The sequence below is a fragment of the Rhodococcus shunpengi genome (assembly GCF_048381395.1).
Taxonomy (GTDB): Bacteria; Actinomycetota; Actinomycetes; order Mycobacteriales; family Mycobacteriaceae; genus Rhodococcus.
This window is the reverse complement of sequence record NZ_JBLWIU010000036.1, coordinates 334,787-347,612: the sequence shown is the minus strand read 5'-3', so window position 1 is coordinate 347,612 and position 12,826 is coordinate 334,787. Positions and strand designations below refer to the sequence as shown.

Genomic DNA, 12,826 nt, shown 5'->3' with positions numbered 1-12,826 from the left:
CAGATCCACCGACGCGCACGATCCGTTCCGGGCCACTCTACGGCGACGGCATCCCACCGTTGACGTGGATCGTCGCGCCCACTACATAACTGGACTCAGGCGACGCCAAGAACACGTAGGCGGGCGCCAACTCGGTCGGCTGCCCCGCCCGTCCGAGCGGTGTGTTCTGCCCGAACTCGGGTAGCTCTTCCTTCGGCTGACCATCCGAGGGCTGCAATGGCGTCCAGATCGGTCCGGGCGCAACCGCGTTCACGCGGATACCTTTCTCCGCCAGCTGGGTCGCCATGTTCTTCGTGAAGTTGTTGATCGCAGCCTTCGTCGACGAGTAATCGATCAACGCCGGCGACGGCTGGTACGCCACAATCGACGTGGTGTTGATGATCGTCGAACCCGGCTGCAGATGCTTCAATGCCGCACGCGTGGTGCGGAACATCGCGAGGATGTTCACCTGGAAGGTCTGCTCGAGCTGATCGTCGGGCAGGTCGTCGAGTCCCTCCACCGCGATCTGCTTGCCGGCATTGTTGACCAGGATGTCCAACCCGCCGAGCTGCTCGACCGCCTGGTTCACGACCGCGGAGCAGAACGAGGCATCCGTCAGATCACCCGGGAGAGTGACTGCCTTGCGACCGCTCTCGCTGATGATGCGGACGACGTTCTTGGCGTCGGGCTCCTCGTCCGGCAGGTACGAGATCGCGACGTCGGCACCCTCCCGCGCGAACGCGATGGCCGTGGCGGCGCCGATGCCCGAGTCACCACCGGTGATCAGTGCCTTACGTCCTTCGAGCCGGCCCGTGCCTCGATACGAGAACTCGCCGATGTCGGCCTTGGGCACCATGTCGGCGTCGAGTCCCGGCTCGGGCTGATCCTGCTTCGGCGGCGAGATGGACGGGTAGCGAGTGGTCGGATCCTGAAACTTCAGTTGATCGGTCTTAGTGGTGTGTACGTCTTCCTCAGGCATGAAATACCGTCCTGTACATCGGTGGAGTCGTCGAACTGCGCAGATCTCGTTGACAGTCGACTTCCCACGGGACCCGCCTCGCAAACGCCCCCGGATGCCCGAAGACCGTCGAGGCAGCTATCACCGGCTCAACCGGCGTCCTCCCATCGCGTATCACCGTCTTCGGGAAACGGTGGCGGGACCTCGCGCTGGTCACGAGCCCGAATGATTCGCCCGAAGATCACGGCCACGGCGATCGACACGACAACCCAACCGAGGAGCACGAACACAATCCACTGCACAAGTTGGACAACGGTCCAACTTCGTGTTTCGTAACCTGACGAGCCGGATATCACCCGATGAATTCACCCTGCCGCTCGAGGCGTAGACCTACCCCGGGCCAGAGGAAGTGTGCCCACAGACAACAGAAGCCCCGCCGGAAGGCCATGCGAGTAACCTTCCGGCGGGGTTCGATGTCACCGTGCAGGGGACGGCGACAGCCTGAGACACTACCGCGAAGTTGATCTTGGGGCGAGGACTGTTTCGCCCGAAGATCAGTACGCGCCTTCGCTGGCGACGACCGCCTTCACCGTCTTCATGATGATCAGAACGTCGGAGACCATGGACCAGTTCTCGACGTACGACAGATCCAGACGCACCGACTCGTCCCACGACAGATCCGACCGGCCACTGACCTGCCACAGGCCCGTCACACCGGGGCGCACCAGCAGACGACGCTTGACCCGGCCGTCGTAGCTCTCCACCTCGCGACGCAGCGGCGGACGCGGACCCACCACGCTCATCTCGCCGCGCACGACGTTGATGAACTGCGGCAACTCGTCGAGGCTGAAGCGACGCAGGACTCGACCCACACGGGTGACGCGCGGGTCCTCCTTCATCTTGAAGAGCAGGCCGGCGCCCTCGTTCTGATCGAGCAAAGCGTCGACCAGCTTGTCGGCGTTCTGCACCATCGAGCGAAACTTGATCATTCCGAACGGGGTGCCGTCGAGTCCGATGCGCTCGGACTTGTAGAAGATCGGACCGCCGTCCTCGAGCTTGATCAGCAGCGCAACGACAGCGAAGACCGGAGCAAGGCACAGCAGCGCGGCGAGCGAGAACGCGAGGTCGAACAGACGCTTCCCGCTGCGCTTCGCACCGTGATAGCTCGGCTTCTCCACATGGATCAGCGGCAAGCCGGCCACCGGGCGCATCTCGATGCGCGGACCGGCGACGTCGACGACGCCGGTCGCGACCACCAGATCGGCGCGCTCGGGTTCGAGCTGCCACAGCAGGTCGCGGATACCCTCGTGACCGAGAGTCTCGGTGGCGGTCACCGCGACGGTGTCGGCACCCGAGGCACGCAACGCTTCGACGACGGTGTTCTCGTCGCCGTGGATCGGGATCTGCCGACCGTCCACATCGATGCTCTCGCCCGGCACACCGGAATAGCGCGGCACGCACACACCCACCACGCGATAACCCTCACCGCTACGACGCTGGAACGTGCTGGCCATGTGACGAACTGCGCGAGCGCCGCCCACTACCAGCACCGACGTCGTGAACTCGCCCTTCCGGCGCCGACGTGCGACGGCCCTCCGCCAGACCCACCGAAAGAACAGCAGACCCGCCAGACCGACGGGCAGAGCGATGGCGAGATAGCCGCGGGCGAGCTCCATCCGGAAGATGAGCGCCACGATGGCTACGAGGCCGAAAAGATTGAGCGTCGCCGAAACGACGCGCTGATATTCCTCGAAGCCGGCGCCGATCACCCGCCTGGAGCGAGTACGGAACAGTGAAAGAAACGCGATCCATGCGGCGCCGAGCGCAACGGAGATCAGCGTGTAACTCAGCGTTCCGACGCCGTCCATGGTGACGAGTGAGTCCTGACCGAACCGCACCACATGCGCGAGCGCGACAGCCAGCACGACGACCAGAGCGTCGGTGACGAACAAGGTGTTGACGTAGGACTTCTGCCAGCCCCACCTGGTGGACATCCGATTACCGGCCGGAGCGCCGGTACCGGCATCGACACGTGAAATGCTGTGCACAGCATCGTAGTTCGCTGGACGAACTGTGGTCATGACGGAAGAACCCTCATAGTGTGTCTCCTCCCCGAGACGCTTCGACGCTCGAGCACCTCCCTGCACTCGGACGTCGACAACCCCGTATATCGAAGCCGCGTCCTCCGTAGCGGCTCCGATACGTTATGCGATTGAGATCGTCTCACAGAACTGTTGCGTGCGCGCGACAACAAAAGGGAAGTTATCGAGAAACTTATCCGTGAGTAGCGTGCTCGGGGTCGAGATCGAGGCGCCGGAGCGTCTGGGCGTTGAGCGCGACGACGATCGTCGACGCCGACATGAGCACCGCAGCCACGGCCGGGGAGATCGCGACACCGGCGAAAGCGAGCACCCCGGCCGCCAGCGGAACGGCGACGACGTTGTATCCAGTTGCCCACAGCAGGTTCTGCCACATCTTGCGATAGCTCGCGTGCGAGAGCTCGACGATCGACAACACCGCTCGCGGATCGTTCGCGGCGAGGACGACGCCGGCCGACTCGATCGCGACGTCCGTGCCGGCTCCGATCGCGATACCGACGTCGGCTCGCGCGAGGGCAGGCGCGTCGTTGACGCCGTCGCCGACCATCGCGACGGTGTTCCCGCGCTTCTGCAGCTCGGCGACCTTCGCGTCCTTGTTCTCCGGCAGCACTTCGGCGAACACTTCGTCGATGCCCAGATCGGCGGCCACCGCGTCGGCCACCTGCTGGGCATCACCGGTGATCATCGCGACCGTCACGCCACGCGCATGCAGCGCGTCGACGGCCTGGCGGGATTCGTCGCGCACGGTGTCCTCGAGTGCCAGTGCCCCGAGTACCCGCCCGTCGGAGGCGACGTGCAGCACCGATGCGCCACGTCGTACCCATCCGTCGGTGACGGCGGCGACGTCGTCGGGCACCGACAGTTGCAGGGAGCTCAGCATGGACGGTCCGCCGATCGTCACCTCCACTCCGTCGACGAGTCCTCGCACGCCTCGGCCGGGCAACGAGCGGAAGTCCGTCACCGCCATCCGCTCGGCGGACGGCACGCGGGCATGGGCGGCAGCGACGATGGCTCGCGCGACCGGGTGCTCGCTGTCGGCTTCGACCGCTGCTGCCAGGGCGAGCAGATGATCCCCGTCCGTTCCCGCCGTCGCGACAACACCGGTGACCTCGTGCCTGCCCTGCGTGAGGGTGCCGGTCTTGTCGAACAACACCGCGTCGACGGTGCGCATGCGTTCGAGCGCCAACCGATCCTTGACGAGCACACCCGCCCGAGCCGCACGTTCGGTCGAGATGGCGATCACCAGCGGGATCGCCAAACCTAACGCGTGAGGGCAGGCGATGACGAGAACGGTGACGGTACGGACCACGGCTTCGTCGAGATTGCCGAGCAACGTCCACACGAGGAAGGTGAGAGCACCCGCGATCGCGGCGAAGTAGAAGAGGAAGGCTGCGGCACGATCCGCCAACGCTTGCGCGCGGGACGAGGATGCCTGGGCATCGGCGACCATGCGTTGGATACCGGCCAAGGCGGTGTCCTCCCCCACCGCCGTGATCCGCACCCGCAGCGCGCTGTCGGTGGCGACGGTGCCCGCGACCACCGTGTCGCCGACGTCGCGGGTGACCGTCTTGGATTCGCCGGTGACCATCGACTCGTCGACCTCGGCGGTGCCGTCGATGACCGTGCCGTCGGCGGGCACACGTGCGCCCGCGCGCACGAGCACCACGTCGTCGAGAGCCACGTCGTGCAGCGGCACCTCGACCACACCGTCGTCGGTGACCTTCTCGGCGGTATCGGGCAGCATCGCGGCCAGTGCTTCGAGTGCTCCGGAGGCCGAACCCAGCGCCCGCATCTCGAGCCAGTGACCGAGCAGCATGATGACGATCAGCAGCGCCAGTTCCCACCAGAAGTCCAGGTCGAAACCGCCGACCTCGAGAGTCGTGGCCCACGACGCGACGAAGGCGACCGTGATCGCCATGGCGATGAGCAGCATCATCCCCGGTTGGCGGGAACGTAGTTCGGCCCAGCCGCCGGTCAGGAACGGCACGCCGCCGTAGAAGAAGATCACCGTGCCCAGTACCGGTGGGATCCACTCGACGCCCGGAACATCCGGAAGGTGATAACCGAAGAGCTCGGCGACCATGTGGCTGAAGACGACGACCGGCACCGACAGGATCAGACTGACCCAGAACCGTCGCCGGAACATCTCGCCGTGCGCGCCGTGCCCCGCGTGACGATCGTGGCCGGCGTGCTCGTGGGTGTGTTCGTGCACCTGCTGGGACATCGACAGCTCCTGACTCGGCCGGCGGGACGAACCCGCGACGCGGATCGGCTACAGAGTGGTCAACAACTGACGCATCGTGTCGATTTCCTTTTGCTGGGTGTCGGCGATGGTGCGGGCCAGCTCGACGGTATCGGGGTACTGCCCGTCCTCGATCTCGTCCTGCGCCATCTCGATCGCTCCCTCGTGGTGGACGATCATCTGCTCCAGATACAGGCGGGCCGCGTCGACACCCTGCGCGTCGGACAGTGCCTGCATGTCCTGTTCGCTCATCATCCCGTCCATGTGCGGCATGTCGTCCATGTGCGGCATGCCGGGCATGTCGAGTCTGTCCATCCGGGGAGTGTCCTCCCTGTGCATGGGCGGCATGCCCCACTCGTCGAGCCATGCCTCGAACTGCTCGATCTCGGGTTGTTGCTCTGCCTTGATCTGCTCGGCCAGCGCCCTCACCGGCTCCGGGATGCCGTCCTTTGCCAGTAGCATGTCGCTCATCTCGATGGCCTGCGCATGGTGCGGGATCATCATGCGCGAGAACATCACATCGTCCTGGTCGAACCGCGCGGAGTTCGCCTCGGCGGATGTCGGGGCCGAAGTGGCGGTCGCCGTGGTTGCTTCGTCGCTACCGGAATCACTGCACGCCGACGCTGCGAACGTCACCGCCAGCGCGATCGCACCGGCGGCCAGAGCCTTCTTGTTCATGATGTCCACCCTCGCGTGTGCGCTCCCGGGTTCCGGTGGAGATCTCATGAAGATTTGCTCAAGAAGTGCGGGCACATCGTCAGCACCACGGCGGGTGGTGATGATGGATGCCATGCCTTCCTCTGTTCGCCCAACGGGACCATCCGGCGGATCCGCACCCGCCCCGAGCTCGACCGGCCGGATGCGAGCCATGGTCGTCGAGGACGAGGAGTCGTTGGCGAAGCTCGTGGGTTCGTATCTCGAACGCGACGGCTTCGACGTGACGATCACCGGCGACGGATCCGAGGCCGTGACCCTCGCGCGGCAGGTCGACCCCGATATCCTGGTGCTCGACCTCGGCCTCCCCGGACTCGACGGTGTCGAGGTGTGCCGGCAGCTGCGAACCTTCTCCGACGCGTACGTCGTGATGCTCACCGCCCGCACAGAGGAAGTCGACACCCTGATCGGCCTGTCCGTCGGGGCCGACGACTACCTGACGAAGCCGTTCAGCCCGCGCGAACTCATGGCCCGCATCCAGGCCATGCTGCGTCGTCCCCGGACCACCGCGCGGATCTCAGCCTCTACGGGCCGGCAGGACCGCGTGTTCGGCGATCTGTCCATCGACGTCGACGGACGGGAGGTCGCTGTGCGCGGCACACCGGTCGCGCTCACCCGTACCGAGTTCGACATCCTCGCGGCCCTGTCCCAGGACCCCGGCGTCGTGTTCACTCGGGCACAGCTCATCGCGGCCGTATGGGGAGAGAACTGGGTGGGTGACGACCACCTCGTGGACGTGCACATCGGCCATCTGCGCCGCAAACTCGGCGACGATGCGAACCAGGGACGTTTCGTGCGCACCGTCCGCGGCGTCGGCTACCGGATGGGAACGGGGCAATGACGTCCCGCTCGCCCGCCGCGACGAGTTTCGGCACGCGCCTGTTCGTCGCTCTCTTCGCCGTCGTCGTCGGATGTGCCCTCAGCGCATGGCTCGTCGCGTCCGCTCTCGCTCCCGGGATCTTCCACGACCATCTCGGACAAGCGGGCATCGATCACGATTCGAGCCAGGCCGCCCACGTCGAAGAAGCCTTCACCCGAGCCATCATCCTCGCGTGGGGCCTGGCCATCGCGATCGCGGTGCTGCTGGCATCGGTGGTCAGTTGGTACATCGCGCGTCGCATCCAGCGTTCGCTCGACACGGTGACCACCTCCACCGCACAGATCGCCGGAGGTCGCTACGACACCCGCGTCCCCAGCCCCGAACTCGGCCACGAATTCGACGAACTGGCAACCAGTTTCAACGAGCTGGCACGACGCCTCGAAGCCACCGAAATCACAAGGCGCAGAATGCTCGCCGACCTCGGGCACGAAATGCGCACACCCATCGCCACACTCGACTCCTATCTGGAAGCACTCGAGGACGGCGTCCGCACTCTCGACGACGACACCCGGCAGATTCTGCGAGCCGCCACCCACCGGCTGAACCGCCTGGCACAGGACATCACCGCGGTCTCCCGGGCGGAAGAGCACCTCACCCGCATCCATCGGGTGCCCACTACCACCGGCACCCTCGTCGCCACGGCGGTCGACGCGGTACGCGAGCAGTACGACGGCAAAGGCGTGACGTTGCAGGCCGACGTCGCCGAATCCGCGCCGGTGACGGTCGATCCCGACCGGCTCGGACAGGTGCTGGCGAACCTGCTGGACAACGCCCTACGGCACACACCGGCAGGAGGAAACGTCACCGTCGCCACTCGCATCCTGGGCCGCGGCCGAACGGAGATCACCGTGACCGACACGGGCGCCGGCATCGCGCCCGATCACCTCGACCACCTCTTCGACCGGTTCTACCGCGCGGACACCGCCCGCGACCGGAATCACGGCGGCAGCGGCATCGGCCTGACGATCGCGCGGGCACTCGTCGAAGCCCACGACGGTCGCATCCGCGCGCACAGTGACGGACCGGGCTGCGGAGCCCGGTTCACTCTGGAACTGCCGACGGCGAGTCAGGCGTAATTGGACAGGACGAACTCGGTCAGCCCCTTCCGGACCGCTTCGACCGCATGCTTCTGCCCGCGCTTGAGCACGAAGCCGGGAACCGGAACCTTCGGTTCGAGCGACATGGTGACGTGCACCCGGGTGCCGCGCGCGATCTGCTCCAGCGCGTATTCGCCGTCCTGACTGCGCTGCATCGCGCTCTCGACGAGCGTCCACGACGTCGACCGCTCGGTCCAGTCGTGCTCGATGGTCTGGGTGTCGGAGAAGCCGAACAACGACAGCGTCATGCGAACCCGCTGCGGGCGACCGTCGGCATCCCGGGTGAGTACCTCCACGCTCTTGTGGGCCGAGGACCACTCGGGAATGCGTTCGACATCCTCGAGGGCGCGCATCACCTGCTCGGGTGTGGCCTCGATGTCGAATCGATCGGAGACGCTGGCCGCCATGTCGGGTCCTCCTCGTCGGAAACGCGGTACATCCACCAGATGACCCCGGATGCCCCGCGGCGAAACCCCGCCGACGGTGCCGGCGGGGTTCGGTCCGTGCTGCCGATCAGTTGTCGACCTGCACCTCGTCGCCGGTGATGAGGAAGGTCATCAGGTCGGTGCCGACGGTCAGCGGGCCGTCGTAGTTCTCGCGGGTGCGTTCGACGAGCATCTCATCGGAGATACCGGGGACGCGGCCAGGGATGCCGTTGACGATGTGGCTGTACACGGCCATCTTCGGCTGGGTCTGCTCGAAGATGTCGCCGGCCTGCTGCGGGTTCGTGTGGTGCGCGTACACGCTGGGCAGCGCAGACGGATCCTCGAAGTCGGCCACTTCGTGCACCAGCACGTCGACGCCTTCGCCGAACTTCAGAACGTTCTCGGTGGGCACGGTGTCGCCGCTGATGAGCACCGACTTGCCCGCGTAGTCGACGCGATATCCGACCGCCGGCTGGATGGCACCGACCGGATCGTGCTCCACGGTGAACATCGTGACGGTGACGCCGTCCTGGTCGAATACGACGCCGTCCTCCGCGAACTCGTGCGATTCGATCGGCGTGGTCGCGGGATCGACTTCCTTGTCCGCGACGCGCACGTCGATGTCGTTGCGGTAGGTGCTCTGCATTCCGTCGCCGATGTTCCGGACGCCGACGGGCCCGTAGAGCTGGAAGGCGCCCTCGCGGCCACCGAGCGCCGGGACGTAGCTGCTCATCCAGAGGTCGGACAGGCCGTTGATGTGGTCGGAATGGAAGTGGGTGAGGAAGACGGCGTCGACCTGACCGACCGGCACGCCGGCCTGCGTCAGGCGCACCGTGGCTCCGCGTCCTGCATCGAAGACGAGGTTCAAGCCGTTGGCCTGGACCAGCGTGGACATGCCGTAACGCTCGGTGCTCGGCACCGGGCTGCCCGTGCCGAGCAGCGTCACGCGCATCTCCCCCTCGGCGGGAGCTTCGGAGGCCGGGTGAGCGGAGTCCGTGGGCGAACCATCCGACGCCGTCGTTTCCTGGGCTGCGGGTGTCTCCTGAGCTGCAGATTCACCGGAGCTGCAGCCCGTGAGTGCGAGCGCGAGAACACCCGACACCACTACTGCCGCCGTGCGGATCCGGCCGAATTCGAATGAGCGTCGTGACACCGAAGGTTCCTTCCAAGGGAACGAGAGATTTTGTACGCACTGCGTACGTGGTGAACGCTGTGCGTACATACTGTGCGGGTCATCACAGCGGAAAGTCAAATCACGGTTGGGTGTCGGAGATCGAGAACGGCCCCGGAGTCGAAACCCCGAGGCCGTTCCGATCGAGCTGCGGTCAGTTCTGCATGAGGACCTGCTGGCTCTTCACCAGCGGATACGACGCCAGTTCGCTCCCGTCGAGGTCCTCTTTGTGCATGTCGACACCGGTGATCTGACTGTTCTCGTAGGTGCGGTAGTAGTAGATGCCCCTGTGGGTGTTACAGCACGACGAGTAGATGGTGATCTCGTACTTGTCGTCGAGCCGAACACATCCCCGCTGCTGCTCTACGGAACCGAGGATGTGGAAGAACTGGCTGATCGCCTCGGACTCCGAGTCGCCCGATACCGAATTCACCTTGGTGAAGGCGGCCTTGACGAAGCGCGACATCGACGACAGGTCTCCCGGCAACCCCACAGCACCGAGGCCGCGACTGTAGGTATCGAAGGGGATCTCCTTCGAGAAGCGCGGCTCGGGTGGATCGACCGACAGACTCATGTAGTTGTTGATGTTGAACAACTGGATGTCGAAGGTCGGATTGTTCGTGAGGACCTGGATCGGGTTGTCGTGGACCTTCAAGCCCTCGGCGACGGATTCGACGGTGATGGACTCGTCCCGGTCGGAAATGATCCAGTGCAGCGGGGACGGCGGGAACTCCTCACTGAACGCGATGTCGACGATGCGCACGTCCGCAAACGCGTCCCGCACCTGCGCGACGGTCTCGAACTGTCCGAGCACCCAGGGGATGAACTCGAACGACGCGACGTTCGTCCCGTCCTCCGAAACGGGCTTGTAGTCGGCATTGTCGGGGAAGTTCAGCCCCGCCATGCTCAAGCCCTTCTCGTTGGTCGCGTCGTAGTAGAGCGGATAACCCTCGGCTACCGTCGCCATGCCGATCATGGCGTGATGCGTCTTCAGTGGCGGCACCTTACGGAACTCGAACGGGAAGTTCCGTGGCGTGACCGTCACCGCTTCCCGGTAGGAATATTCGAGGTCGAGATTCCGGCCGAAATAGTGGTCCTTGGCGGTGTAGTTGGCGGCTGTGCACATGCGGCTACCTCCGAACTGTTTCGTCCCACGGTATCGGAATATGCGTGGACGCATGGCGGTTCGGCCGGTCCCATACGAGAGCGGCCCCGGAGCCGAACTCCGAGGCCGTTCTCTTCGCGCTTGCTCAGTAGGCGCCGTCGCTGGCGAGCACTGCCTTGACGGTCTTACCGATGATCAACACATCCGAGACCATCGACCAGTTCTCCACGTACGACAGATCCAGCCGCACCGACTCGTCCCACGACAGATCCGAGCGACCACTGACCTGCCAGAGCCCGGTCACACCCGGACGCACCAGCAGGCGACGCTTGACCCGACCGTCGTAGGCCTCGACCTCACGCCGCAACGGCGGACGCGGACCCACCACACTCATCTCGCCACGAATGACGTTGAGGAACTGCGGCAACTCGTCGATGCTGAACCGGCGCATCACCTTGCCGATACGGGTCACGCGCGGGTCGTCCTTCATCTTGAACAACGGGCCCGCGCCCTCGTTCTGCGCCAACAGGGTGTCGACCATCGTGTCGGCGTTGGTGACCATCGACCGGAACTTGATCATCCCGAACGGCGTGCCGTCGATGCCGATGCGCTCGGCCTTGTAGAAGATCGGACCCCGATCCTCGAGCTTGATCAGCAGCGCGACGACCGCGAACACCGGAGCCAAGGCCACCAGCGCCGCACCGGCGAACACCAGATCGAAGATCCGCTTCCCCGAGCGCTTCGCCCCGTGATAGCTGGGCTTTTCCACATGGATCAGCGGCAGACCGGCCACCGGGCGCATCTCGATCCGCGGACCCGCGACATCGACCACACCCGTGGCGACGACCAGGTCGGTGTCGAGCGGCTCGAGCTGCCAGACCAGATCGTGCAAACCGTCGCTGCCCAGGGTCTCGGTGGCGGTGACCACCACCGTGTCCGCCCCCGACAGCTTGAGTGCCTCGACGACCGAATGCTCATCGCCGTAGATGGTGATCTCCCGGCCGTCGACATCGATCACATCCCCGGCGGCACCCGAATAGCGGGGCACACAGACACCGACGACGCGGTAACCCTCGCCGTCCTTGCGGGAGAAGGTGCGGGTCATGTGCCGCACCGCCCGCGCACCACCCACAACGAGTACCGACGTCTGGAAGTCGCCCCGAGCACGCTTGCGCGCGATCACCTTCCGCCACACCCACCGAGTGAGCAGCAAGCCGGCGAGGCCGACCGGCAACGCAATGGCAAGGAATCCGCGCGCGATCTGCTCGTTGGTGATGAGCGCGATGATGGCGATGGTGCCGAACATGGCGAGCGTCGCCGAAATGACTCGCTGATACTCGTCGTAGCCGGCACCGATCACGCGACGCGACCGAGTGCGGAACAGGCTCAATGCGCCCAACCACGCGACGATGATGGTCGCGGATGTCAACGAGTACTCGAGTGCTGCGCCCTCCCCGGCCAGCAAGAGTTCCTCGTATCCGAACCGCACCCACTGCGCCAACAGCACGGACAGCACCACGACGAGCGCGTCCGTGACGTAGAGCCGCTTGACGTAGACGTCCTGCCACTTCCACCGATTGACGCCGGTGCCGGGCGACGCGTCCGCGGGGGCGCGGTTCTGCGCACCCCGCGGAGCGTCGAACGGGTCGACCCCTCGATCATCGACCGTCGTCATCCCGCAGTCCTCCCCATAAGTGGTGTCTCCTCCCCGAGACAAAACTTTCCCGACGAGTCCAGCCCCGGCGGTGGAACCGGACTCGAGCGAGCGTTACCCGAACTATCCCTAAGAAATAGCTGAGCGTTACGTGTGAACTGAAGTCTTGTCGCAGATCAGCCGGGAAATCCAGACCCATCGTCCGAGACGGTCGTGGGATTGCGTCCTGTGTTCGGTTGAATCTCTTGGGCTTCGAGCGCATCTACCTGCATGTTGCCCCGAACGCCAGAAAAACCGAAAGTGACGACAATCACTTTTACGTAACGCTCTCGTCCAGGGTTCAGAGGCCGACGAACCCGGCCGCCAGAGCCGCAGCAGCGAATACTGTTACTGCGAGTTCACGAAACATCAAGAGTCCGCACGTAGTTGGCGGAGAAATGATGCGACTCGTACGGGAGGTGGGCTCACCAACCGAAGACACCGCATCTTGACGCGGTGAAAC

Annotated in this window: 10 protein-coding genes; 2 read left to right on the top strand and 8 right to left on the bottom strand. The window is 65.1% G+C overall.

The features are described from left to right. Window positions 1–37 precede the first annotated feature (37 nt). The 4 genes from ACNJ7K_RS25845 to ACNJ7K_RS25830 form a co-directional block, all read right to left on the bottom strand. On the bottom strand, window positions 38–958 hold the full coding sequence (locus tag ACNJ7K_RS25845) for an SDR family oxidoreductase (RefSeq protein ID WP_487042461.1): 921 nt from the start codon (window positions 956–958) through the stop codon (window positions 38–40). A 533-nt stretch (window positions 959–1,491) separates the two neighbouring features. Next, window positions 1,492–2,931 (bottom strand): sugar transferase, encoded by a 1,440-nt coding sequence (locus ACNJ7K_RS25840; protein WP_487042460.1) that lies wholly within the window; start codon window positions 2,929–2,931, stop codon window positions 1,492–1,494. A gap of 280 nt (window positions 2,932–3,211) precedes the next feature. Beyond that, window positions 3,212–5,260 (bottom strand): heavy metal translocating P-type ATPase, encoded by a 2,049-nt coding sequence (locus tag ACNJ7K_RS25835; protein ID WP_487042459.1) that lies wholly within the window; start codon window positions 5,258–5,260, stop codon window positions 3,212–3,214. Window positions 5,261–5,308: 48 nt separating this feature from the next. Beyond that, on the bottom strand, window positions 5,309–5,956 hold the full coding sequence (locus tag ACNJ7K_RS25830; RefSeq protein ID WP_487042578.1) for a DUF305 domain-containing protein: 648 nt from the start codon (window positions 5,954–5,956) through the stop codon (window positions 5,309–5,311). A 190-nt stretch (window positions 5,957–6,146) separates the two neighbouring features. Between ACNJ7K_RS25830 and ACNJ7K_RS25825 the strand changes: the two genes are divergently transcribed. Further along, the gene (locus ACNJ7K_RS25825) at window positions 6,147–6,833 is read left to right on the top strand and encodes a winged helix-turn-helix domain-containing protein (RefSeq protein ID WP_487042458.1); all 687 of its coding nucleotides are present in this window, start codon (window positions 6,147–6,149) and stop codon (window positions 6,831–6,833) included. Then, window positions 6,830–7,948: a sensor histidine kinase gene (locus ACNJ7K_RS25820; protein ID WP_487042457.1), complete on the top strand. Its 1,119-nt coding sequence runs from the start codon at window positions 6,830–6,832 to the stop codon at window positions 7,946–7,948. Before ACNJ7K_RS25825 ends, ACNJ7K_RS25820 begins: the two co-directional genes overlap by 4 nt. Here the strand turns inward: ACNJ7K_RS25820 and ACNJ7K_RS25815 are convergent. The 4 genes from ACNJ7K_RS25815 to ACNJ7K_RS25800 form a co-directional block, all read right to left on the bottom strand. Continuing rightward, window positions 7,939–8,376: an SRPBCC family protein gene (locus tag ACNJ7K_RS25815; protein WP_487042456.1), complete on the bottom strand. Its 438-nt coding sequence runs from the start codon at window positions 8,374–8,376 to the stop codon at window positions 7,939–7,941. The genes ACNJ7K_RS25820 and ACNJ7K_RS25815 overlap by 10 nt on opposite strands. A gap of 106 nt (window positions 8,377–8,482) precedes the next feature. Next, window positions 8,483–9,547 (bottom strand): MBL fold metallo-hydrolase, encoded by a 1,065-nt coding sequence (locus tag ACNJ7K_RS25810; RefSeq protein WP_230825923.1) that lies wholly within the window; start codon window positions 9,545–9,547, stop codon window positions 8,483–8,485. 172 nt (window positions 9,548–9,719) lie between these two features. After that, the gene (gene bsh, locus ACNJ7K_RS25805; RefSeq protein WP_487042455.1) at window positions 9,720–10,691 is read right to left on the bottom strand and encodes a choloylglycine hydrolase; all 972 of its coding nucleotides are present in this window, start codon (window positions 10,689–10,691) and stop codon (window positions 9,720–9,722) included. Window positions 10,692–10,815: 124 nt separating this feature from the next. Continuing rightward, the gene (locus tag ACNJ7K_RS25800) at window positions 10,816–12,345 is read right to left on the bottom strand and encodes a sugar transferase (RefSeq protein WP_487042454.1); all 1,530 of its coding nucleotides are present in this window, start codon (window positions 12,343–12,345) and stop codon (window positions 10,816–10,818) included. Window positions 12,346–12,826 lie beyond the last annotated feature (481 nt).

What these genes read in the sequence shown, in the direction of transcription:
- ACNJ7K_RS25845 (WP_487042461.1), bottom strand. Translation starts at nt 958, where the DNA reads ATGCCTGAGGAAGACGTACACACCACTAAGACCGATCAACTGAAGTTT.
- ACNJ7K_RS25840 (WP_487042460.1), bottom strand. Translation starts at nt 2,931, where the DNA reads ATGTCCACCAGGTGGGGCTGGCAGAAGTCCTACGTCAACACCTTGTTC.
- ACNJ7K_RS25835 (WP_487042459.1), bottom strand. Translation starts at nt 5,260, where the DNA reads ATGTCCCAGCAGGTGCACGAACACACCCACGAGCACGCCGGCCACGAT.
- ACNJ7K_RS25830 (WP_487042578.1), bottom strand. Translation starts at nt 5,956, where the DNA reads ATGAACAAGAAGGCTCTGGCCGCCGGTGCGATCGCGCTGGCGGTGACG.
- ACNJ7K_RS25825 (WP_487042458.1), top strand. Translation starts at nt 6,147, where the DNA reads ATGGTCGTCGAGGACGAGGAGTCGTTGGCGAAGCTCGTGGGTTCGTAT.
- ACNJ7K_RS25820 (WP_487042457.1), top strand. Translation starts at nt 6,830, where the DNA reads ATGACGTCCCGCTCGCCCGCCGCGACGAGTTTCGGCACGCGCCTGTTC.
- ACNJ7K_RS25815 (WP_487042456.1), bottom strand. Translation starts at nt 8,376, where the DNA reads ATGGCGGCCAGCGTCTCCGATCGATTCGACATCGAGGCCACACCCGAG.
- bsh (WP_487042455.1), bottom strand. Translation starts at nt 10,691, where the DNA reads ATGTGCACAGCCGCCAACTACACCGCCAAGGACCACTATTTCGGCCGG.
- ACNJ7K_RS25800 (WP_487042454.1), bottom strand. Translation starts at nt 12,345, where the DNA reads ATGACGACGGTCGATGATCGAGGGGTCGACCCGTTCGACGCTCCGCGG.